At 70.4% G+C, this 20,258-nt stretch carries 19 protein-coding genes and 1 pseudogene; 13 read left to right on the top strand and 7 right to left on the bottom strand.

Features of this window, described 5'->3' with window-relative positions; translation table 11 throughout:
- Positions 1 to 61: 61 nt before the first annotated feature.
- Positions 62 to 1,090: a LacI family DNA-binding transcriptional regulator gene (locus ACTOWY_RS37170; protein ID WP_441314273.1), complete on the bottom strand. Its 1,029-nt coding sequence runs from the start codon at positions 1,088 to 1,090 to the stop codon at positions 62 to 64.
- A gap of 124 nt (positions 1,091 to 1,214) precedes the next feature.
- Here ACTOWY_RS37170 and ACTOWY_RS37165 point away from each other — a divergent pair, with 124 nt between their 5' ends.
- The 4 genes from ACTOWY_RS37165 to ACTOWY_RS37150 all read left to right on the top strand — a co-directional run bounded on the left by ACTOWY_RS37165 (position 1,215) and on the right by ACTOWY_RS37150 (position 6,275).
- Positions 1,215 to 2,372: a Gfo/Idh/MocA family protein gene (locus ACTOWY_RS37165; protein WP_441314272.1), complete on the top strand. Its 1,158-nt coding sequence runs from the start codon at positions 1,215 to 1,217 to the stop codon at positions 2,370 to 2,372.
- The gene (locus ACTOWY_RS37160; RefSeq protein ID WP_441314271.1) at positions 2,369 to 3,529 is read left to right on the top strand and encodes a dihydrodipicolinate synthase family protein; all 1,161 of its coding nucleotides are present in this window, start codon (positions 2,369 to 2,371) and stop codon (positions 3,527 to 3,529) included. The genes ACTOWY_RS37165 and ACTOWY_RS37160 overlap by 4 nt, the downstream gene beginning before the upstream one ends.
- Positions 3,526 to 4,356 (top strand): sugar phosphate isomerase/epimerase family protein, encoded by an 831-nt coding sequence (locus ACTOWY_RS37155; protein ID WP_441314270.1) that lies wholly within the window; start codon positions 3,526 to 3,528, stop codon positions 4,354 to 4,356. The genes ACTOWY_RS37160 and ACTOWY_RS37155 overlap by 4 nt, the downstream gene beginning before the upstream one ends.
- Positions 4,357 to 4,805: 449 nt before the next feature.
- Positions 4,806 to 6,275, top strand: coding sequence for a peptide MFS transporter (locus ACTOWY_RS37150; RefSeq protein ID WP_441314269.1), 1,470 nt, complete (start codon positions 4,806 to 4,808; stop codon positions 6,273 to 6,275).
- A gap of 18 nt (positions 6,276 to 6,293) precedes the next feature.
- Here the strand turns inward: ACTOWY_RS37150 and ACTOWY_RS37145 are convergent, their stop codons facing one another.
- Positions 6,294 to 7,577, bottom strand: coding sequence for a cytochrome P450 (locus tag ACTOWY_RS37145; protein WP_441314268.1), 1,284 nt, complete (start codon positions 7,575 to 7,577; stop codon positions 6,294 to 6,296).
- Positions 7,578 to 7,642: 65 nt separating this feature from the next.
- Here ACTOWY_RS37145 and ACTOWY_RS37140 point away from each other — a divergent pair, with 65 nt between their 5' ends.
- The gene (locus ACTOWY_RS37140) at positions 7,643 to 8,563 is read left to right on the top strand and encodes a transposase (protein WP_441314267.1); all 921 of its coding nucleotides are present in this window, start codon (positions 7,643 to 7,645) and stop codon (positions 8,561 to 8,563) included.
- Positions 8,564 to 8,592: 29 nt separating this feature from the next.
- On the opposite strand, the gene ACTOWY_RS37135 is transcribed toward ACTOWY_RS37140, so the two are convergent.
- Entirely contained in the window at positions 8,593 to 9,159 is a 567-nt protein-coding gene (locus tag ACTOWY_RS37135; RefSeq protein WP_441314266.1) for a TetR/AcrR family transcriptional regulator, read from the bottom strand.
- Positions 9,160 to 9,330: 171 nt separating this feature from the next.
- Between ACTOWY_RS37135 and ACTOWY_RS37130 the strand changes: the two genes are divergently transcribed.
- Positions 9,331 to 9,843, top strand: a complete 513-nt coding sequence (locus ACTOWY_RS37130) for a DUF1707 SHOCT-like domain-containing protein (protein ID WP_441314265.1) — start codon at positions 9,331 to 9,333, stop codon at positions 9,841 to 9,843.
- A 118-nt stretch (positions 9,844 to 9,961) separates the two neighbouring features.
- Here the strand turns inward: ACTOWY_RS37130 and ACTOWY_RS37125 are convergent, their stop codons facing one another.
- Both ACTOWY_RS37125 and ACTOWY_RS37120 read right to left on the bottom strand, forming a co-directional pair.
- On the bottom strand, positions 9,962 to 10,327 hold the full coding sequence (locus tag ACTOWY_RS37125) for a TSUP family transporter (protein WP_441314264.1): 366 nt from the start codon (positions 10,325 to 10,327) through the stop codon (positions 9,962 to 9,964).
- A gap of 17 nt (positions 10,328 to 10,344) precedes the next feature.
- Positions 10,345 to 10,749: a sulfite exporter TauE/SafE family protein gene (locus ACTOWY_RS37120; RefSeq protein ID WP_441314263.1), complete on the bottom strand. Its 405-nt coding sequence runs from the start codon at positions 10,747 to 10,749 to the stop codon at positions 10,345 to 10,347.
- Positions 10,750 to 10,829: 80 nt separating this feature from the next.
- Here ACTOWY_RS37120 and ACTOWY_RS37115 point away from each other — a divergent pair, with 80 nt between their 5' ends.
- The gene (locus tag ACTOWY_RS37115) at positions 10,830 to 11,525 is read left to right on the top strand and encodes a GntR family transcriptional regulator (protein WP_441314262.1); all 696 of its coding nucleotides are present in this window, start codon (positions 10,830 to 10,832) and stop codon (positions 11,523 to 11,525) included.
- A gap of 173 nt (positions 11,526 to 11,698) precedes the next feature.
- Here the strand turns inward: ACTOWY_RS37115 and ACTOWY_RS37110 are convergent, their stop codons facing one another.
- The gene (locus ACTOWY_RS37110; RefSeq protein ID WP_247762569.1) at positions 11,699 to 12,295 is read right to left on the bottom strand and encodes a TetR/AcrR family transcriptional regulator; all 597 of its coding nucleotides are present in this window, start codon (positions 12,293 to 12,295) and stop codon (positions 11,699 to 11,701) included.
- A gap of 315 nt (positions 12,296 to 12,610) precedes the next feature.
- Between ACTOWY_RS37110 and ACTOWY_RS37105 the strand changes: the two genes are divergently transcribed.
- The 6 genes from ACTOWY_RS37105 (at position 12,611) to ACTOWY_RS37080 (ending at position 20,140) form a co-directional block, all read left to right on the top strand.
- Complete coding sequence (locus ACTOWY_RS37105) at positions 12,611 to 15,142, top strand: PQQ-dependent sugar dehydrogenase (protein ID WP_441314261.1); 2,532 nt, start codon at positions 12,611 to 12,613, stop codon at positions 15,140 to 15,142.
- 201 nt (positions 15,143 to 15,343) lie between these two features.
- Positions 15,344 to 16,591, top strand: coding sequence for an ergothioneine biosynthesis glutamate--cysteine ligase EgtA (egtA, locus tag ACTOWY_RS37100; protein WP_441314260.1), 1,248 nt, complete (start codon positions 15,344 to 15,346; stop codon positions 16,589 to 16,591).
- Positions 16,588 to 17,934, top strand: a complete 1,347-nt coding sequence (gene egtB, locus ACTOWY_RS37095; protein WP_441314259.1) for an ergothioneine biosynthesis protein EgtB — start codon at positions 16,588 to 16,590, stop codon at positions 17,932 to 17,934. Before egtA ends, egtB begins: the two co-directional genes overlap by 4 nt.
- Before the next feature lie 2 nt (positions 17,935 to 17,936).
- Positions 17,937 to 18,683 carry an ergothioneine biosynthesis protein EgtC gene (egtC, locus tag ACTOWY_RS37090; protein ID WP_441314258.1) on the top strand — a complete coding sequence of 249 codons (747 nt, stop codon included), beginning with the start codon at positions 17,937 to 17,939 and terminating at the stop codon, positions 18,681 to 18,683.
- On the top strand, positions 18,683 to 19,657 hold the full coding sequence (egtD, locus tag ACTOWY_RS37085; protein ID WP_441314257.1) for an L-histidine N(alpha)-methyltransferase: 975 nt from the start codon (positions 18,683 to 18,685) through the stop codon (positions 19,655 to 19,657). The genes egtC and egtD overlap by 1 nt, the downstream gene beginning before the upstream one ends.
- A gap of 12 nt (positions 19,658 to 19,669) precedes the next feature.
- Positions 19,670 to 20,140 carry a nitroreductase family deazaflavin-dependent oxidoreductase gene (locus tag ACTOWY_RS37080; RefSeq protein ID WP_441314256.1) on the top strand — a complete coding sequence of 157 codons (471 nt, stop codon included), beginning with the start codon at positions 19,670 to 19,672 and terminating at the stop codon, positions 20,138 to 20,140.
- Here the strand turns inward: ACTOWY_RS37080 and ACTOWY_RS37075 are convergent.
- A pseudogene (locus ACTOWY_RS37075) lies at positions 20,137 to 20,258 on the bottom strand (IS630 family transposase); the annotation flags it as partial. The gene ACTOWY_RS37080 and the pseudogene ACTOWY_RS37075 sit on opposite strands and share 4 nt — an antisense overlap.

Below are 20,258 nucleotides of genomic sequence, written 5' to 3'. Positions count from 1 at the left end.
CCGCGTTTCTGTGACCCATGTCCCCTCTACGTGGGAATGTCGCGCGTGTCTGAGCGTGCTCTCAGCGTGGTGGCGCTGTCGAATCGCGCAGCACGACCTCGCCGTTGATCCGGATCGAGCGGGTCTGCGGTGGCGGCTGCTCGTCCAGCGCGAGCCGGGCCGCGCGCTCGCCCATCTCCTCCAGGGGCAGCCGGACCGTGGTCAGCGAGGGCACCAGGTCGGACAGGGTGGGGATGTCGTCGAACCCGGCCACCGAGATGTCGTTCGGCACGGTCAGCCCGGCCTGCCGGAAGGCGGCCATCGCACCCAGCGCCATCACGTCGTTGACGGCGAACACGCAGGTCGCGCCGGTCTTGCTGGTCAGCAGCTGCTGAGCCGCCGTGAAGCCGCCGTCCCTGGTGAAGCCGCCGTGCAGCACCGCGTCGGCGGCCAGTTCGATGCCGGATTCGGCCAGTCCGGCGCGGAACCCGGCCAGCCGGTCCCTGGCGCTGACCAGCTCGGCCGGTCCTGCCAGCACGGCGAAGCGCCGGTGACCCTGCTCGACCAGCGCGCGGGCCAGTTTGGTGGCGCCCAGCTTGTTGGCCGGGATCACCGTGTCCGCGGGCAGTCTGGCCTGGGACACACACGCCAGCCTGCCGCCCTGCGCGGTGAACGCCTGCACCTCGGCGGCCAGTTGCGCGGTGGTGTTGCGGTCGGTGGTGCGGGTGCCGGCCAGCACGATCGCCCTGGCCCGGTGCGCGCGCAGGGTGGACAGCAGCGCCAGTTCCCGGCCGGGGTCCCGGTTGGTGGTGCCGAGCACCACGATCAGCCCGTTCTCCTCGGCCACCCTGGTCACCCCGGCGGCGATGGAGGAGAAGTACGGGTCGGCGATGTCGTGCACCACCAGGCCGACCAGCACGCTGGAGTTGCGCGCCAAAGCCTTCGCCGAAGCGTTCGGGAGATAGCCGAGGGAACGCGCCGTGGCGAGCACCCGGTCCCGCAGTTCGGTGCTCACCTGCCGCGTGCTGCCGTTCAGCACGCGGGACGCGGTCGCCAAGGACACGCTCGCCTGTCTGGCCACCTCGGCCAGCGTGACCTGCCGTTGCGTCACCGGTCCACCTCCATACTCGCGGTACGCAGAGTAGCTGGCCCGCGCCTTGACGGTGGCGAGCCCGTGACCGTAGCGTGTTGGAAAGCGCTTTCCAGACTGCCACCTACGTGCACGGGAGGTCGACATGTCGGTGCGCCCCATCGGGATCGCACTCAACGGAGTCACCGGACGCATGGGATACCGGCAACATCTGGTGCGTTCGCTGCTGGCGATCCGGGACGAGGGCGGCATCCGGTTGCCGAATGGGGACACCTTGTTACCAGAGCCGGTGCTGGTGGGCCGGGATCCGGCCAAGCTCAAGGACATCGCCGACCGGCACGACCTGCCGCGCTGGAGCACCGATGTGGACGGTGTGCTGGCCGACCCCGGGGTGGAGGTCTACTTCGACGCCCAGGTGACCAGCGCCAGGGTCGCCTCGGTGCACCGGGCCATCGCCGCCGGCAAGCACGTCTACGCGGAGAAACCCGTCGCCCCGGACGTGCCTGCCGCGCTGGAGCTGGCCAGGGCCGCCGAGGCCGCCGGGATCCGGCACGGCGTGGTCGCGGACAAGCTGTACCTGCCGGGTATCAAGAAGCTGCGGCGGCTGCTGGACGGCGGGTTCTTCGGCCGGGTGCTCAGCGTGCGCGGCGAGTTCGGCTACTGGGTGTTCGAGGGCGACTGGCAGCCCGCGCAACGACCCAGTTGGAACTATCGCGCGCAGGACGGTGGCGGCATCGTGCTGGACATGTTCTGCCACTGGAGTTACCTCCTGGAGGGCCTGTTCGGCCCGATCACCGCGGTGACCGCGCGCGCGGTCACCCATGTCCCACAACGGTGGGACGAGCACGGGCAGTCCTACGAGGCGACCGCGGACGACGCCGCCTACGCCATCTTCGAGCTGGGCGAGGGCGTGATCGCGCAGGTCAACTCCTCCTGGTGCACCCGGGTGCGGCGGGACGAGCTGGTCGAGTTCCAGGTGGACGGTGTGCAGGGCAGCGCGGTGGCCGGCCTGCGCGAGTGCGTGGCCCAGCATCGCGCGCACACGCCGAAACCGGTGTGGAACCCGGATCTGCCGGTGGAGGCGGACTTCCGCTCGCAGTGGCATCCGGTGCCGGACAACGCCAGTCACGACAACGGCTTCAAGGAGCAGTGGACCGAGTTCCTCCGGCACCTGGCCGACCCGGAACCCGCGCGGGCGTACCCGCACAACTTCCACACCGCCGCCCGCGGCGTGCAACTCGCCGAGCTGGGCCTGCGCTCCTCCGCCGAGGGCAGGCGGCTGAGCGTGCCGGAGCTGACGTGACCGAGGTCCTGCTGCCCCAGCCCGGCGGCGCCCTGCACCGGCACACCCTGGACACCCGCGGCTGGCGCTGGCCACCGCCGGCCAGACCGTCGAGTTCGCGCCAGGTCCTCGCTGCCGCGCACGTGGTCGCCTGCCCCTTCGCCGACAACACCCCCGGCGCCCCGCCCGAACTGGACTGGGACAGCACCCTGGCCTACCGGCACCATCTGTGGCGGCACGGACTCGGCGTGGCCGAGGCGATGGACACCGCGCAACGCGGCATGGGCCTGGACTGGCCGATCGCGGCCGAGCTGATCCGGCGCAGCGCCAAGGAGGCCCGCGCCTGCGGCGGCCGGATCGCCGCGGGCATCGGCACCGACCAGCTCACCGGCCCGGCCACCCTGGACCAGGTCGCGCAGGCCTACCTGGCACAGCTGGAGGTGGCCGCCGAGGCCGAGGTCCAGCCGATCCTGATGTGCAGCCGCGCCCTGGCCGCCATCGCCCGCGCACCCGAGGACTACCACCGGGTCTACGACCGGGTGCTGCGCGCCGCGGACCGCCCGGTGATCCTGCACTGGCTGGGCCCGGCCTTCGACCCCGCGCTCACCGGATACTGGGGCAGCACCGAGGTCGCCGAGGCCACCGGGCACTTCCTGGACCTGATCCACGCGCACGCGTCCACAGTGGACGGCATCAAGGTCTCGCTGCTCGACGCCGGGCACGAGATCGACCTGCGCAGGCGGCTGCCCGAGGGGGTGCGCTGTTACACCGGCGACGACTACCACTACCCGGAGCTGATCGCGGGCGACGAGCAGGGCCACAGCGACGCCCTGCTGGGCATCCTGGACGGCATCGCGCCGATCGCCGCCGCGGCACTGTCCCTGCTGGACGCCGGGGACACCGCGGGTTTCCGGGCGCAGCTGGCCACCACGGTCCCGCTGTCCAGTCACCTGTTCGCCACCCCGACCTACCACTACAAGACGGGCCTGACCTTCCTCGCCTGGCTCACCGGCCACCAGGCCAACCTCACCATGGTCAACGGCGCCCAGTCGGCCCGCTCCCTGCCGCACCTGGCCGAGGTCCTGCGCCTGGCCGACCGGACCGGCTTGCTGCCCGACCCGGACCTGGCCGCCCACCGCTGGCGCCTCCTGCTGGCCACCGCGGGGGTCGAGTCGTGAACCACCTGTCCATGAACCAGATGACCGTCCGCGGCCTCACCGTGCCCCAGCTCCTGGACGCCTGCCAGCGCCACCAGGTGCCCGCGGTCGGCCTGTGGCGCGACCCGGTCCAGACCAACGGCGTGACCAAAACCGCCCACCAGGTAAGGGAATCCGGCCTCACGGTCACCTCCCTCTGCCGGGGCGGCTTCCTCACCAACCCCGCCAACCAGCCCGAAGCCCTCGCCGACAACCGCCGCGCCATCGACGAAGCCGCCGAACTCCACGCCCAGTCCCTGGTCCTGGTCGTCGGCGGCCTGTTCGACCGCGACCTGCCCGCCGCTCGAACCCGGGTCGCCGACGCGGTCGCCGAACTCGCCCCCTATGCCGCCGAACGCGACGTCATCCTGGCCCTGGAGCCGATGCACCCGGTCTTCTGCGCGGATCGCGGCGTGCTCTCCACCCTGAAACAGGCCCTGGACATGGTGGAGGCGATCGGCAGCCCCGCGGTGCGGGTGGTGGTGGACACCGTGCACGTGTGGTGGGACCCGGAGGTGGAGGCCCAGATCGCGCGGGCGGCGGAGCGGATCGCGCTGTACCAGGTGTGCGACTGGATCACTCCGTTACCGGCGGATGTCCTCGCGGGGCGCGGGATTCCGGGGCAGGGGCACATCGACTTCGGGGTGCTCGGCGGGTGCGTGGCGGCTGCCGGGTATGCGGGGTTCGCGGAGGTGGAGGTGTTCCACGAGGAGGTGTGGGCGGCTGATCCGGAGGAGGTGTTCGCCCGGGTGATCAAGGCGCACCGGGAACTGGTGCTGCCGGGCTTGGAGCGTCACCTCTCCGGGTGATGGCGAGATCGAATGGCTCGTCGGCACTGCGATTCCAGCGCGAGGACACCGCGAATCGGACCGCGGGGAGGAAACTCGCCGCCGGGCTGGAATTCAGTGCCGGACGTGGCCGGGAACACACCGAACTCCGCCGCGGCTATCCGGAGCTTGTCGGTGACCTGCGGGAATTCCTGGAGTTACCCGGCCAGGACGGAACCGACCCGTGGCGACTTGGTCCGCTGCTCGCCGATCCGCCCACGCTCCAGGGCCGCGCTGGCGGTCGATCCGGATCTGGCAGTTGTGCTGACCAAGTGTTTCAACAGTGAATGAGACCTGGGTCACCAGGTCCTTTCGTAGCACTTAATTCGGTGAAAGACAGGCCGTTGTCGAGCCAAATCGGACGCGCGTACTCTTCCGCCCTTGACAGGTCCGGTTAACCCGGGCGGTGTGACATCAGGAGGGACCTCACCGTGAGCGCGACCGTCAACGAAGCGGCGCCGCAACGCGGCTTCTTCGGCCAGCCAAGAGGGCTGTCCAGCCTCTTCTTCACCGAGATGTGGGAGCGGTTCTCCTATTACGGGATGAAGGCGCTGCTGGTCATCTACCTCTACAAGGCCGTGAGTGAGGGCGGTCTGGGCATCCCCAAGGAGACCGCGATCGCGGTCGGCTCGGTCTACGCCGCCGCGGTGTACATGGGCTCCCTGCCGGGTGGCTGGATCGCCGACCGCCTGCTCGGCGCGCAGAAAGCGCTGCTCTACGGCGGCATCCTGATCATGTTCGGGCACATCAGCATGGCCATCCCGGCCGGCGCCTCGACCACCTACGTGGGCCTGGTGCTGATCGTGCTGGGCACCAGCCTGCTCAAGCCGAACATCTCCAGCATCGTCGGCCGCCTCTACAGCGAGGACGACCCGCGCCGGGACGCCGGCTTCACCATCTTCTACATGTCGATCAACATCGGTGGCGGCATCGCGCCGCTGCTGTGTGGCTTCCTCGCCGCCCAGTGGGGTTACCACGTCGGCTTCGGCGTCGCCGCGATCGGCATGTTCTTCGGCCTGGTCCAGTACGTGCTAACCCGCAAGAACCTCGGCGAGGCCGGTCTGCGCCCGACCAACCCGCTGCCGGAGGACCAGCGCGCCAAGATCGTTGGCCGGCTGGTCGGCATCGTGCTCGCGGTCCTCGCCGCGGTGGTGGCCGCGATCCTGCTCGGCGTGCTGGAGGTCGGCGGCGTGGTGCTGCTGATCAGCGGCATGTCCATCCTGCTGCCCGCCGGCTACTTCGCCTTCATGCTGCGCAGCGACAAGACCACGCCGGTGGAGCGGGACCGGGTCAAGGCCTACATCCCGCTGTTCATCGGCGCCACCCTGTTCTGGATGATCTTCGAGCAGGCCGGCACGGTGCTCAACATCTACGCCGAGGAGCGGGTCGACCGGAACATCTTCGGCTGGGAGTTCCCTGCCCCCTGGTTCCAGTCGGTGAACCCGGCCTTCATCGTGCTGCTGGCTCCCCTGGTGGCCGCGCTGTGGCTGCGCCTGGGCACCCGGCAGCCGTCCACTCCGCGCAAGTTCGCCGTCGCGCTGGTGCTGATCGGCCTGTCCTTCGGCATCCTCGCGGTGGCCGGGCTCAGCGGCGAGAAGGTCGGCGCGCTGTGGCTGCTGCTGGTCTTCGCGGTGCAGACGGTCGGCGAGCTGTGCCTGTCCCCGGTGGGTCTGTCCGCGACCACGAAGCTGGCCCCGGCCGCCTTCGCCTCGCAGATGATGGGCCTGTGGTTCCTGGCCACCGCGGCGGGCAACGGCATCGCCGGTCAGATCGCGCCGCTGTCCACCACCATGTCCGAACTGGCCTACTTCGGCCTGCTCGGCGGCGCCGCGATCCTGCTGGCCGTGTTCCTGTGGATCGGTGCCAACCGGGTCAAGCGGCTGATGCACGGCGTCAACTGACGCTCCGCCCGCGCCGGGTCAGGCCGCCGAACTGGCCGCCCGGCGCGGGCAGTGCACGGGCAGGCTGGTCAGCATCGGCAACGTCCGCCCGTCCCCGCGTTCGGGCGCCCCGGCCAGCTCCAGCCGCGGGTGCCGCTGGAACAGCGCGCGCAACGCGATCCCGGCTTCCAGGCGGGCCAGCGCCGCGCCGACACAGAAGTGGATCCCGCCGGAGAAGGCCAGGTGTTCCCTGGCGTTGGGGCGGGTCGGGTCGAACTGGTCCGGGTGGTCGAACACCGCCGGATCCCGGTTCGCCCCGGCCAGGGAGAGCACGATCTGCTCGCCCCGCCGGATCCGGAACCCGGCCACCTCGGCGTCCACCCTGGCGAAGCGCGCGGTCAGGTGCACCGGCGGGTCGTACCGCAGGGTCTCCTCCACCACCGCGGCGGCCAGTCCGGGATCGCGGCGCAGGTGGCCCAGCGCGTCCGGGTGGGTGAGCAGGCCGAGCGCGCCCTTGCCGATCAGGTTCACCGTGGTGCCGAACCCGGCCAGCAGCAGCAACCCGCTGGTGGCCAGGAGATCCTTGCTGCTCAACGATTCGCCGTCGACCTTGGCGTGCACCAGTCCACTGAGGATGTCCTCGGCCGGGTGCCTGCGGCGGAAGGCGATCAGCTCGGTGAAGAACTCCTGCAGTTCGAGCATCACCTGCCGCAGCCGCTCGAACTCCCCGACCGAGTTGACCCCGTCGAAGGCGGGCGCGATCCGGTTGGCCCAGCCGCGGAAACGCTCGTGCTCCGGCGCGGGCACGCCCAGCAGATCGCAGATCACCTGCACCGGAACCCGGTTGGCGAACAACGGGATCAGGTCGACCTCGCCGGCGTCCTCGAACTCGTCCAGGCAGTCGGCCACGATCCGCTCGATCTCCTGCGCGCGCCGGGCCATCGTGCGCGAGGTGAACCAGGGCGCGACCAGTCGGCGCAGCCGGGTGTGGTCGGGCGGGTCCATCATCAGGAACGAGTCCTCGATCGGGTGCACCGGTTCGGTGGCCGCCCGTTGCGGGAACACCCCGTGCGGGCCGGGCATGCCGAAGCGCTCGTCCCGCAGCAGCCGCGCGGACAGCTCGTGCCCGGCGCCGACGTAGAAGCCGAACCGGCTGCGCACCAGCGGCCCGGCCGCGCGGATCTGCTCATACAGCGGGTACGGGTCGGCGGTGCCACGGCGCACCAGCCGCGCGCCGGGATCACCGATCACGGAAGCGCCCCACAGCGCGGCGCGATGGGTCAGGAAGGTCAGCTGCGACCGCAGATGTCCCAGCACGGTCACTAGTGCACCCTCTTCTGAGCAGACGCCAACTGGGCGTGTGTGGTAGGAACCAGGCGGAAGCCGGGGTGATCGCCGACTACCTGCGGGTCCGCTTCCACCGCCTGCGCCCGGCCGCGCCGATGTCCAGCCATACCAAGGCATTGCGGGCCGTGGTCCGCACCCGCGGTGACCTGGTCGAGGCCCGGGTCGCGGCCACCAACCAGCTCGCGGCGCTGCTGGACGCGCACTGGCCCGGCGCCAAAGCGATCTTCGCCGACATCGAGTCGGCGATCGCCCTGGCCTTCCTCACCCAGTACCCGACCGCCGTATCGGCTGCCGGCCTGACCGAGAAGCGGATGGCCGCGTTCTGCGCCAAGCAGGGCTACTCGGGCAGGAAACCCGCCGCCGTGCCGCTGGCCAGGCTGCGCTCGGCGCCGGCCGGCACGCTCGATCCCGTTGTGTCCGAAGGGATCCGTGACGCGGTGCTGGCTCAGGTCGGCGTGCTCACCGCGCTCAACACCGCGATCAAGAACCTGGACCGCTCGACCGGCGAGAGGATGGATACCCACCCCGATGGGGAGATCTTCCGCTCCTTCCCGCGTGCTGGCACGATCAACGCCGGCCAGATCCTGGCCGAGTGGGGCGAGGCCCGTGAGGTGTTCGACCACCCCGATGCCGTCGCCGCGCTGGCCGGGATCACCCCGGTCACCAAGGCCTCCGGCAAACAGCGCGGCGTGTCCTTCCGCTGGGCCTGCAACAAACGCCTGCGTCAGGCCATCACGACCTTCGCCGCGAACAGCCGCTTCGTCAGCCCCTGGGCCGCGGGGATCTACGACAGGGCCCGAGCCTCGGGCAAGGACCACGCGCACGCCACCCGCATCCTGGCCCGCGCCTGGGTCCGGGTGATGTGGCGTTGCTGGCAGGACGGCACCGCCTACGATCCGTTCCTGCACGGCGGGGCCCGGCAGGTCCCTGAACAGTCGGTCACACAACCCGCCGCTGCCTGATTTCGATCTTGAGGTTGACACAGGGGGTGTCATCGGGCGACCCCTCTCAGCACGGTCTCGACCACCAGTTCCGGCGCCGCCTTCGGGGCCAGCTCGCCGTTGTCCACGGCCTCCCAGGCCGCGCACAGCACCGCCACGAACACCTGCACCACCCAGTGCGGCGCCAGATGCGCGGCGAAGCGGCCCGCGGCCTGTTCGCGTTCCACCAGTTCGCTCAGCGGCCGGGCGACCCGCTCGAAACCGGCCAGCACCTCGCGGTTGGCGGTCAGCGAACGCTCGTTGGCCAGCCAGGACACCCGGGGACCCAGCGGCAGCAACGCGGTGGCCAGCGCGAGCAGCGCCCGCTCCGGCGCTTCGGTGGCCATCGGGACCTCGCCGACGCCCTCCGCGATGGCCGCGAGGGCGTCGAAGGCCAGTGCCTGCAACAGGTCGTCCCTGGTCGGATAGTGCCGGTGCACGGTGGTGCGGCCGATCCCGGCGGCCGCGGCGATCTCGCCCAGGCTCGCGCCAGGGTCCTTGGCCAGCAGGCGGGCGGCGGCGTCGAGCACCCGGTGCCGGGTGCGGGCCCCTCGGGACAACTGCGGTGTACTGGGCATGTCCTGCTCCAAGTGGAACAACTTTGTTCCACTGTCCCGTCACCCAGTGCCACGGACAAGCGGCCGGACGGCGGGAGTGTCTTGACCCGTTCGGTTGGCCGCCGGTCCGCTTGACGAGAACTCAGCGTCACGAAAGAATCTCGCGCACTGAGAGAATCAGGGGGGACAGCCATGGCCGCCGAGGACAACCGTCCGGTGCTGCGGATCACCGACCAGGAGCGGGAGGTCGCGGTCGCCCAGCTCAACACCGCGGTCGCCGACGGCAGGCTGACCTGGCCGGAGCACAACGAGCGACTGGCCAGGGCCTATGACGCGCGCACCTCGGCCGAACTGCTGCCGGTGCTGGCCGACCTGGGCGCGCCCGCGGTGCCCGCGCAGCGGGTGGTCGCGGTGGGCAGCAAGATCCAGCGCGCGATGGAACCGGGGCGGGTGGAGGTCAAGGCGGTCTTCGGCGCGGTGATCCTGGACCTGTCCGGGCTTTCCGGGGACACCGAGGTCGAGGTGGTGGCCACCGCCTTCTGCGGCAAGGTGATCATCACGGTGCCGCCCGACGCGACCGTGCTGGACGAGGGCAGCGCGGTGCTGGGCAAGCGGGCGCTGCCGGGCGCCACCCAGGCTCGGGGGCCGCGGGTGCGGATCACCGGGCGCAGCACGTTGAGCAAACTCGCGGTGCTGCGCGGCTAGGCCCGGCGATGACGAACCCGTCGGCTGGCAGCCGTAGGTTCGGCCGGACCAGCACCGCCGCGGCGGACCAGCGCGGTCCCGATCGCGACCTTCTCCGGCCGCTTCACCGGCGGCTGAGCTAGTCCGACTTGGCCCTGAGCATGCGATAGGCGGTGAAGGCCAGCAGCGCGGCGAAGAGCACCACCGAGAGCCGTGGCGGCAGCAGCAGCGCGAGCAGCACGCCGCCGTAGGCCGAGACCACCCCGGCCAGGCCGAGGATCGCGGCCGAGCGCAGATCGGTGTTGCCGCGCTTGAGGTTCTGCACGGTGGCGATGATCCCGGTCGGGATGACCACCAGCAGCGAGGTGCCCTTGGCCACCACATCGCTGATGCCGAAGAGCAGGATCATCGCCGGCACCATGATGATCCCGCCGCCCACGCCGAACATCCCGGACAGCGTGCCCACCAGCAGGCCCAGCGCGAGCATCAGCGCCGCCCCGCCCACGCCGAGTTCGACCTCGCTCAGTCGTTGCGGGGTCTCGAAACCGAGCCGGATCGCGGTAGCAGCACCGCGGCGAAGCCGTAGCGCAGCCAGCGCACCGGCAGCACGTGCAGCAGCCAGGTGCCCAGCACCGCACCCGCCATGGACCCGGCCGCCAGCAATGCGGCCACCAGCCAGTTCACCGACCCGTCCACGGCGTAGCCGATCGCGCCGGTGATCGAGATCGGCACCACCGCGGCGAGCGAGGTGCCGTGCGCGAGTTTCTGGCCGAAACCCGCCAGCAGCACCAGGGCCGGAACGATCAGGACCCCGCCGCCGACCCCGAATAATCCGGAGAGCAGACCGCTGGTCAGCCCGATGGCGAGCAGGGCGGTCGGCGCCTGCCGGACGGGGGAGTGCTGGACCTGGTCGAGCTGGTCGGGCATGCGCATCCTCGGTTTGGCGGCGGACGGAACTGGCTACAGTATTTGCAGCGGATTGTTGATATGGCAACTAGGAGGCGCTCGTGCCCAGGCCGCGCAATGACACGCCGACGGCCAAGGTAACCGAGCTGCCCGGACTCAGCGCGCCGACCCCGTTGGGACATCAGCTGTATCGCCTGCTGGAGGAGGCGATCCTGGACGGCGCCCTGACCCCGGGACAGCGCCTGGACCCGGACGAGCTGGCCCGGCATTTCGGGGTGAGCCGCCTCCCAGTCCGTGAGACGCTGCGCGCGCTGGACACCGCGGGCTGGATCGAGCTGCGGCCGCGTGAGGGCGCGTTCGTGCGCACCTGGTCCACCCAGGAGGTGGTGGACCTGTTCGAGGCGCGCACCGTGCTGGAGGGCGAGATCTCGGCCAAGGCCGCGTTACGCCGCACCGAGCCGCAACTGGCCCGGCTGACCGAACTGGTCGAACTGGGCCGGGAGGCCCTCGACTGCGAGGAACCCGAGCGGTTGCCGACCATCAACGAGCACTTCCACGCCGCGATCGCGGCCTGCGCGCACAACGAGGTCCTGGCGGGAATCCGCGCCGGACTGGCCAAACGGGTCCGCTTCTACTTCGCCGCGGTCGCCCCCGCCCGCGGCGCGGACAGCATCGCCGAACACCAGGCCCTGGTCACCGCGATCCGCAACCGGGACGCCGGCCTGGCCGCCGAACTCGCCCGCCAGCACGTCCGCCGCACCCGAGCCGCCCTCGGCGAACACCTCACCAGCCCCTGACCCCACCCACAACAGCCAAAACCCCGTCCCACAACGGCCAACACACCGTCCATATCGGCCAACTCACCGTCCACAACGGCCAACACGCCGCGCGGGCTTGAACCCCCGCCCGCGTGTTGGCCGTTCTGGTACGCCGCGTTGGCCGTTGTCGTACGCCTTGTTGGCCGTTCTGGTTACGGCAGGGAGCGGCGGTGGCGGCGGACGGTTTCCTCGACCAGGTCCAGCACCGGGTCGAGGTCGTCGGCGGGCAGGCCCATGGCCAGGTGCGAGACCAGGCCTTCCAGGACCAGTTCGAGGAATCCGGTCAGCACGTCGACGTCCACGTCGTCGCGGAGGTTTCCGGCCTCGCGCTGCCGTTGCAGCCGGGCTTTGGTGGCCGCGGTCAGTGCCTCGGAGCGTTCGGCCCAGCGGGCCCGGAAGTCCGGGTCGGTGCGCAGCCGCCGGGAGACCTCCAGGCGGGTGCCCAGCCAGTCCGCCGGGTGTTCGCCGCCGTCGTGCGACTCGTGTTTGAGCAGCTCGCGCATCACCTGCACCAGGCCCTGCTCGGCCACCACCTGCGCCATCCGGTGCGCGTCGTCCTCGGCCAGCGCCAGGAACAACGACTCCTTGTCCCGGAAGTGGTGGAAGATGGCGCCGCGGGAGAGCGCGGTGGCTTCCTCCAGGCGGCGGACCGTGGCACCCTCGTACCCGAAGCGGGCAAAGCAACTCCGCGCTCCGTCGAGGATCTGGCGGCGGCGCGCGTCGAGGTGGTCCTGGCTTACCCGTGGCACCTACTGATCGTGACAGTCCGAACCGGGCGGGTGCAAACCGTACGTACGTACTTCACAGTCGGGATTCATCCCACGGCCGATCGGGTTCATTCCTGCAAACGTTCTCGCATCCCGACGACCGGCCGTTGACAGCCCGGTGACACGGTGGTGTTATCTGGCCCGCGGGTTAGGAAACTTTGTTTACTGTCCGCGTTTTCCGGCCCGGCACCAGGTGAGTCCGCCAGCTCGCGCACGTCCGCCGCCCCCTGCAGACGACCGCACTTCCGCAAGCTGTGTGAGGTAACTGTGGCAACGAGTCCAGCCCGGTCACGACGTGTGACCGCGGCCTCCATCGCTGTGGCGCTCGCGGCGTTCGCCGTGGGCTCCGCTCCCGCCGCGAGCGCGGCGCCCACCGACTACGAGGCAGAGGACGCCTCGATCTCCCAGGGAGTCGTCGAGTCCAACCACACCGGGTTCACCGGACGGGGCTTCGTCAACTACACGAACGTGACCGGCGGCTACGTCGAGTGGACGGTCACCGCGGCCGCCGCGGGCACCCAGACCCTCACCCTGCGCTATGCCAACGGCACCGCGGTGAACCGGGCCATGGACGTCGCCGTGGACGGCGCGATCGTGGCCAACGACCTGGCCTTCGAGGGCACCGGCGCGTGGACCACCTGGACCACCAAGAACATCACCGCCACCCTGAAGGCGGGCGCGAACAAGATCCGGGCCACCGCGGTGACCGCCAACGGCGGCCCGAACGTGGACAAGCTCTCGGTGGAGAGCAGCGACACCCAGGCGCCGACCCCGCCGCCGAACCTGCGCTCCACCGGCAAGACGGCCAGCTCGGTCTCCCTGGCCTGGGACGCGGCCAGTGACAACGTGGGCGTCACCGGCTACGACATCTACCAGCACGGCCAGCTGATGAAGAGCGTCGGCGCGGTGCTGGCCGCCACGGTGGACAACCTGGAGCCGGACACCCTCTACGACTGGACGGTCTTCGCCAAGGACGCCGCGGGCAACGTCTCGCCGGCCTCCAACCCGGTGCCGGTGCGCACCGACCCGGCCCCGCCGGACAACGAGAAGCCGACCATCCCCGGTTCGCTGCGTTCCCCCGGCAAGACCTCGACCAGTGTCGACCTGGCCTGGAACGCCTCAACGGACAACGTGAAGGTCACCGGCTACGAGATCTTCACCGACGGCGCGCAGACCGGCACCGCCGACGGCAGCACCACCACGCACACCGCGGCCGGTCTGGCCCCGAACAAGGCCTACACCTTCCAGGTGCGGGCCAGGGACGCCGCGGGCAACCGCTCCGACCTCTCCGGCCCGATCACCGTGACCACCAGCCCCAGCGGCGGCGCCGGCGTGCCCGAGCCGGGCGCGGTCAGCCAGATCGTCGGCGGCGTGGACGTGGCCTGGGGCCTGGCGTTCCTGCCGGACGGCTCCGCGCTGGTGACCGAGCGGGAGAGCTTCAATGTGCTGCGGGTGACCCCGTCGGGTCAGAAGACCGTGCTCGGCAAGATCCCCGGCGCGCAGAGCACCGGCGGCGAGGGCGGCGCGCTGGGCCTGGAAGTCTCGCCGAACTTCGCCAGTGACGGATTGGTCTACATCTACCACACGGCGTCCTCGGGCAACCAGCTCGTGCGGGTCAAGCTGGAGGGCAACACCCTCTCCGGCTGGCAGACCTTGCTCGGCGGCACCCCGAAGAGCCGCTTCCACAACGGCGGCAGGCTGCGCTTCAGCCCCGACGGCAGGCACCTGTTCATCTCCACCGGTGACGCCCAGAACGGCCCGAACGCGCAGAACCTGAACAACAACGCGGGCAAGATCCTGCGGCTCAACGCCGACGGCAGCATCCCCGCGGACAACCCGTTCCCCGGCAAGGCGATCTGGAGCTACGGCCACCGCAACGTGCAGGGCTTGGACTTCGACTCGCAGGGCCGGTTGTGGGCCTCGGAGTTCGGCAACTCCCAGCAGGACGAGGTCAACCTGATCACCAAGGGCGGCAACTACGGCTGGGACAAGTGCGAGGGCACCTCCGGCTCCGGTTGCGCGGGCACCATCCCGCCGAAGAAGACCTGGTCCACCAGTGCCGCCAGCCCCAGCGGGTTGACCATCATCAACGACCACGTCTTCGTCGCCACCACCAGGGGCGAGCGGATCTACCGGATGCGCATCGACGCCGCGGGCAACCTGGTCGACCAGAAGATCTACTTCCAGGGCAGCTACGGCAGGCTGCGCACGGTGGAGGTGGACAAGCAGGGCGATATCTGGCTGACCACCAGCACCGACAAGGACGGCACCACGGGCAACGACCGCATCCTGCGCATCGACGTCCAGTACGAGGGCGGCGAACCCCAGCCCGGCGACTTCAAGCTGTCCAGCACGGCCTTCGCCGACAACGCGATGATCCCGGCCCGGCACACCTGCGCGGGCGACAAGGTCGCGGGCCAGGACCCGTCCCCGCCGCTGGCCTGGGGCGCGGGCACCGCGGGCGCCAAGGCGTACGCGATCGTCTTCGCCGACCGGGTCAACAACGGCAACAAGCTGCACTGGGCGATCTGGGACATCCCGGCCGCCACCCTCAAGCTGCCCGATGACCTGCCAGCGGGCTTCACCGTCCCCGGTCAGGGCGGCGCCAAGCAGAAGGCCATGGGCAGCGGGGCCAACGCGCAGAAGTTCTTCGGCCCCTGCCCCGGCGGCAACACCAACCCGTACACCTTCACCCTCTACGCCCTCAACACCACCACCGTCCCCGGCCTGACCTCCGGTTCGACCATGGCCCAGATCGAGGCCGCGATCAAGGCCAACAGCACCGCCAACACCGTGCTGCGTGGCCGTTCCAACGCCAAGGCCGGCTGACCACCCCAGCCGGTAGCCGCTGCGGGCGCGGACACCCAGCCCCGCGCCCGCAGCACCCCGGCATCCCCGCCCCCCGCGTCCGGGCCACGAACACCGCCCCCGGCGGCGCCGTCTCCCCAGCTAGCCGATCGTTGGAGTGCGAGGTTCACTTTCGGCGTGTAGCTTCGGATGTCGGTCGATCACAAGGGGTGATCAAAAGTGATGCCGTCCGAAGCAACCACCTTCGCGGAACCGCTGTCCCAACCGCTGCACGACCGGGCGGAGGCTGAGGCATATGTCGCCTCTGTCTGCTTCAAAACCGGCCCACCCGAGCTGGTCGGGGTCGAACTGGAATGGACCGTGCACCACGCGGACCAGCCCGCTCGACCACTCAGCCTGAACACGCTCCGTGACGCACTGGGCACGCACGCACCACCGCTGCTGGTCCAGGGCAGCCCGCACCACCCGCTCCCGAACGGCTCCCTGATCACCGTCGAACCCGGTGGCCAGGTCGAGATCTCCACCCAACCGGCGCCCAGCCTGGCCGGGCTGTTGCCCGTGGCCACCGCCGACATCGCCTATCTCATCGAACTCCTGCGTGGCGCCGGACTCCGGCTGGGTCAGCACGGCATCGACGCGCACCGGCTCCCGCGCCGACTGCTCCAGGTCCCGCGCTACGCGGCCATGGAGACCGCGTTCAACCGCCGCGGACCGGACGGCCGGACCATGATGTGCAGCACCGCCGGACTCCAGGTCTGCGTGGACGCGGGCGAACCCGGCCGGGTCGCCACCCGCTGGGCCGTCGCACACGCGCTGGGACCGGTGCTGGCGGCGGCCTTCGCCAACTCCACGGAGTTCGCCGGGCGGCGCACCGGCTGGGCCTCGGCCCGGATGCGCACCCTGTTCGGCACCGATCCCAACCGCACCAGAGCCGGCGAGGTCAGCGCCGACCCGGCCGCGGACTGGGCCCGCCGGGCCATGGACACCCCGCTGATCTGCCTGCGCCGCCCCGGCACCTGCTGGGACGCGCCACCGGGCCTGACCTTCGGCGCCTGGGCCGACGGCGCGCTGGAGCGCCGCCCCACCACCGACGATCTGGACTACCACCTCAGCACGATGTTCCCGCCGGTCCGCCCGCGCGGGTACCTCGAGATCCGCTACCTGGACACCCAGCCGACCGGCGAGTGGACCGTCCCGGTGGCGCTGCTGATCGCGCTGTTCCACCGGGAGTCCACAGTGGACAGCGCGCTGGACGCGGTGAGTCAGGCCGCCGACCGCTGGGTCGAGGCGGCGCGGCACGGCCTCACCGATCCGGTGCTGGCCATGGTGGCGCCACGGGTCTTCGACCTGGCGCTGCGCGCGTTGCCCGAGCTAGGGCTGCCAGCCGCCACCAGGGCGCTGGTCGAGGAGACCGTGGGATACCTGTTGGCCGGCCGTGCTCCGGTCGGCGCGGCCGAGGAGCTGGCATGACCGTCAACCCAGTCGATCTGCCCATCGAGCAGCTACGCGACACGGTCGCGGAATCCTTACAGCGGGCCAGGAACCGCAGCACCGGGCTCACCGAGTCCATCGACGAGGCCGATCTGGTCAAACAGCACTCCAAGCTGATGTCGCCGCTGATCTGGGACTACGCCCACATCGGCAACCAGGAAGAACTCTGGCTGGTGCGCGATGTCGGCGGCCGCGACCCGGTGCGCCAGGACATCGACGAGCTGTACGACGCCTTCAAACACCCCCGCGCCGGCCGTCCGCAACTCCCGCTGCTCAACCCGAGGGAGGCCAGGACCTATGTGCGCGAGGTGCGGGAGAAGGTCCTCGACGTGCTCGACACCTCACCACTGGAGGGCGGTCGGCTGCTCGACGGCGCGTTCGCCTTCGGCATGATCGCCCAGCACGAGCAGCAGCACGACGAGACCATGCTCGCCACCCACCAGCTCCGCATCGGCCCGGCCGCCCTGCACGCCCCACCGCCGCCGGACCCACCCTCCGATGTGGACAGACTCCCGGCCGAGGTGCTGATCCCCGGCGGCCGGTTCGAGATGGGCACCTCCACCGAACCGTGGGCCCTGGACAACGAACGCCCCGCGCATCCGGTGCAGGTGGCCGACTTCTTCCTGGACACCACCCCGGTCACCAACGGCGCATACCGCCAGTTCATCGCCGCCGGCGGCTACGACGACGAACGCTGGTGGAGCGAGGCCGGCTGGGCGCACCGGCAGCGCGCCAACCTGTCCGCCCCGCTGTTCTGGCGTTCCGACGGCCACGACGGCTGGCTGCGCCGACGCTTCGGCGTGCTGGAACCGGTGCCGGACAACGAACCCGTGCTGCACGTCAGCTTCCACGAAGCCCAGGCGTACGCCAGCTGGGCGGGCAAGCGGCTGCCCACCGAACCGGAATGGGAGAAGGCCGCCCGCTTCGACCCGGCCACCGGCCGCTCCCGCAGATATCCCTGGGGCGACAACGATCCCGGTCCCGAACACGCCAACCTGGGCCAGCGGCACCTGCGTCCCGCGCCCGCCGGGTCCTATCCGGACGGCGCCTCCCCGCTGGGGGTGCGCCAGCTCATCGGCGATGTCTGGGAGTGGCTGGACAGCGACTTCCTGCCCTACCCCGGATTCGCCGCCTTCCCCTATGACGAGTACTCCAAGGTGTTCTTCCGCGGCGACTACAAGATGTTGCGCGGCGGCAGTTTCGGCACCGACCAGGTGGCGGTGCGCGGCACCTTCCGCAACTGGGACCACCCGGTCCGCCGACAGATCTTCAGTGGATTCCGGTGCGCGCGCGACGCGCGTGCAGAGGAAGTGAACCGCTAGGCGTGTGCCGCCATCTGGCTTACCTGGGCCCCGCCATGCCCTTGGCCGACCTGGTGCTGACCCCGCCGCACTCGTTGCTGCGGCAGTCCTGGGCGCCCGCGGACATGCGCGGCGGCGGCACGATCAACGCCGACGGCCACGGCGTCGGCTGGTACCCCACGCCCGGAGCCGCCCCGGTCCGGCACCGCAGTGCCAGTCCACTCTGGACGGACACCTCCTTCGCCTCCTGGGCGGGCGCGGTGTCCGCGGGCGCGGTGCTGGCCGCGGTGCGCTCGGCCACCGTCGGCATGCCGGTGACCGAATCCGCCAACGCCCCCTTCCTGGACGGCCAATGGCTGTTCAGCCACAACGGAAAAGTCACCGGCTGGCCGCACTCGGTGGCTGAGCTGGCCGAGACCCTCCCGGCGACCGACCTGCTCACCCTGGACGCGGGCACCGACTCCGCCCTGCTGTGGGCGTTGCTGCGCAGGCGATTGCGCGCGGGCGAACCCGCCGCGACCGCCGTGCCCGATCTCCTCCGGACGGTGGCCGCGGCCGCCCCGGACTCCCGGCTCAACCTGTTGCTGACCGACGGCACGAACATCGTGGCCACCACTTGGTGGTACTCGTTGTCCGTGCGCCACACGGGAAACTCCGTGATCGTCGCCTCCGAACCCACTGATGAGCGCGACTGGCAGCCGGTCCCCGACCGGCATCTGGTGCTGGCCAATTCGTCCACTCTGGACATAATCCCCCTTGAGGATCATTGATGACGCTGCCCGTACTGGACATCCACCTGACCGAGCACGACGCGGCCGCCGCACTGCGTGCCGATGTCCTCAGTGGACTCACCGCCAACCCGAAATCCCTGCCGCCCAAGTGGTTCTACGACGAACGCGGCAGCGAACTCTTCGAGAAGATCACCGAGCTACCCGAGTACTACCCCACCGGCGCCGAACGCGAGGTGCTGACCCAGGTGGCAGGCGAGATCGCCGCCACCACCGGCGCGGAGACCATGGTCGAACTCGGCTCTGGCTCCTCCGCCAAAACCCGCCTGCTGCTGGATGCCCTGCGCGCCAACCACACCCTGCGTCGCTTCGTGCCGCTGGACGTCTCGGCCGCCGCCCTGGTCCAGTCCACCGCCGCCCTGGCCGAGGACTACCCTGGCCTGGAGGTCCGCGGCGTGGTCGGCGACTTCACCCGCCACCTGGACCGGCTCCCCGTCGGCGGCAGGCGCCTGGTCGCCTTCCTGGGCGGCACCATCGGCAACCTGCTCCCGGCCGAACGCGCCGACTTCTTCGCCGACATCCGCGCCGCCCTGCAACCGGGGGAGTGGCTGCTGCTGGGCACCGACCTGGTCAAGGACCAGGACACCCTGGTCCGCGCCTACGACGACAGCCAGGGCGTGACCGCGGACTTCAACCGCAACGTGCTGCGCGTGCTCAACCGTGAACTCGCCGCCGACTTCGAGGTCGACGCCTTCGAGCACGTCGCGGTCTGGGACGAGGACTGGGAGTGGATCGAGATGCGCCTGCGCGCCACCAAGCCGATGAGCGTCCGCGTCGACGCCCTGGACCTGGAGGTCAAGTTCGACGCGGGGGAGGAGATGCGCACCGAGGTCTCGGCCAAGTTCCGCCAGTCCGGCGTCCGCCGGGAACTCGCCGCCGCAGGCTTCGACCTGCGCAAATGGTGGACCGACCCGGCGGGTAGGTTCGGGGTCTCGCTAGCCCGCGCCGAGGGATAATAAGGTCTAAACATGAATCTTGTTCGCAACCTGGCGGTCAAGTTCGGCCGCCAGGAGTGGTTCGCCACCCTCGGCCGCAAGCTCGTCCCGCTGGACGTCAAGATCCAGCAGCGCACCAAGGGCAAGATCAGCGTGTCCGAGCTGCTGGGCCTGCCCGCCCTGCTGCTGACCACCACGGGTCGGAAGAGCGGTCAACCCAGGTCGGTGCCCCTGTTGTTCGTGCCCTACGGCGAGCAGTTCATCGTCACCGGCTCGAACTGGGGTCAGCAGCACCACCCGGCCTGGTCGGTGAACCTCCTCGCGACCCCCGAAGCCCAGGTCACCTTGCGCGCCAAGAACTTCCCGGTGACCGGACGCCTGGTCACCGGCGAGGAACGAGCCAAGCTCTGGTCCGAGATCGTCAAGGTCTGGCCCGCCTACAACACCTACGCCGAACGAGCGGGAAACCGGGAGATCCGGGTTTTCCTGCTCACCAAGAGCTAAGCACCTGGCCAGAAGTCTTGTCCGAAACCTTCGGGTAGCCAGGGGCTGGTCCAAGGGGCGGCAGTGGTGAGGTGCTGCTCGGTGGTTCGGCTGCGGAAGTAGGCGTGGGTCTGGCGGA

The organism is Crossiella sp. CA198 (assembly GCF_052078295.1).
In the GTDB taxonomy this organism is placed as follows: domain Bacteria; phylum Actinomycetota; class Actinomycetes; order Mycobacteriales; family Pseudonocardiaceae; genus Crossiella.
Note: the sequence above shows the minus strand (reverse complement) of the source record. Positions and strands in the feature narration are given on the sequence as shown.